We start from the raw sequence: 1432 nt of genomic DNA on the forward strand, positions 1-1432 counted from the left end.
TGAACTGACCCCCGAAAGTTGGACATCAACCTTCGGGGGTTTTCATGTCCAAACACAGCGAGAGTTTGAAGCGCACTGTTGTTGATCGTTATTTGAGTGGTGAAGAGAGCTATGCGAGCGCCGGTGCAGCCGACGGCGTAGATGCTGCGACGGTGCGCAAATGGGTTGCGAGCTATCAAGCGCACGGGGTTGCCGGCCTCGCTCGCAAGCTCAGCCACTATGACGGCGAGTTCAAGCTGTCGGTTCTGCACCGGATGTGGGAGGATGGACTGTCCTGCCGACAGACGGCCGCGCTGTTCAATATCCGCAACGCCGGCTGCCTTCCGGACTGGGAGAGGCGCTACGAAGCCGGTGGGATAGAGGCGCTCGCGCCGCGCCGCAGAGGAAGGCCGCGATCGATGTCAGACCCGCCGTCGCCTGGCGAGCCGCCCGTGGCGCAGAGTGATGAGACCAAGAGCCGCGAAGAGCTGCTTGCGGAACTGAACCATCTGCGCATGGAGAACGCCTACCTAAAAAAACTGGAGGCCTTAACGCAGGGACACGCGCCCAAAAAGCGCAAGCTGTCCAAGCGTTAAGGCTGCTCTATCCGCTCGATGGTCTGCTCAAACTGGCAGGGCTTTCCCGCAGCACGTTCTACTATCGACAGAAGGCGTCCCGCGTCGACCGCCATGCTGGTCTCAAGGAGAAGATCAGAGCCGTCTTCGACAGCCACAAGGGCCGCTACGGTTATCGCCGGGTGGCTGCTGCACTGCGCCGGCTCGGTCATGTCGTCAATCACAAGGCGGTGCAGTGTCGGATGGTGGAGATGGGATTGAAGTCGCTGGTCAGGCCGAAGAAGTATCGCTCCTACAAAGGCGGCATCGGAAGGACGGCTCCCGATCTCATTCAACGCCAGTTCAACGCTGACAGCGCCAACCATAAATGGGTGACCGATGTGACGGAGTTCAACCTGGCGGGCGACAAACTCTATCTCTCACCGGTCATGGACCTTTATAATGGCGAGATCATCGCCTTCGAGACCGCAAGGCGACCGCTCTTCAAGCTGGTGGAAAATATGCTCGCAAGAGCGCTGGACCGGCTCGACCAAACCCAACGGCCCATCCTACACTCCGATCAGGGATGGCAGTATCAGACGCCTGCCTACCAGCGCAGGCTCCAGGCACGAGGCATTGCCCAGAGCATGTCACGCAAAGGCAATTGCCTCGACAACGCACCTATCGAGAGCTTCTTCGCAACACTCAAATCCGAGCTCTTCTACCCCAATACCTTCGAGAACGTTCAGAGCCTCAAGGCCAGCATCGAGGATTACATCCACTACTACAATCATGATCGCATCAAACTGAAACTGAAAGGGCTGAGCCCTGTGCAATACAGAACCCAGCCCTTAAATCTGCCGGCACCTTAAACCGTCCAACTTTAAGGGGTCAGTTCA

Annotated in this window: 1 protein-coding gene; it reads left to right on the forward strand. The window is 58.0% G+C overall.

Features of this window, described 5'->3' with window-relative positions; genetic code table 11:
• Positions 1 to 44 precede the first annotated feature (44 nt).
• A protein-coding gene (locus tag NKI21_RS32310) for an IS3 family transposase (protein ID WP_502896805.1) occupies positions 45 to 1405 on the forward strand; the annotation gives its coding sequence in 2 pieces (ribosomal slippage) (positions 45 to 530 and positions 533 to 1405; 1359 coding nt in all).
• Positions 1406 to 1432: the final 27 nt, after the last annotated feature.

Origin of the sequence: Mesorhizobium sp. M0715 (genome assembly GCF_040320355.1) — a bacterium.
GTDB lineage: Bacteria > Pseudomonadota > Alphaproteobacteria > Rhizobiales > Rhizobiaceae > Mesorhizobium.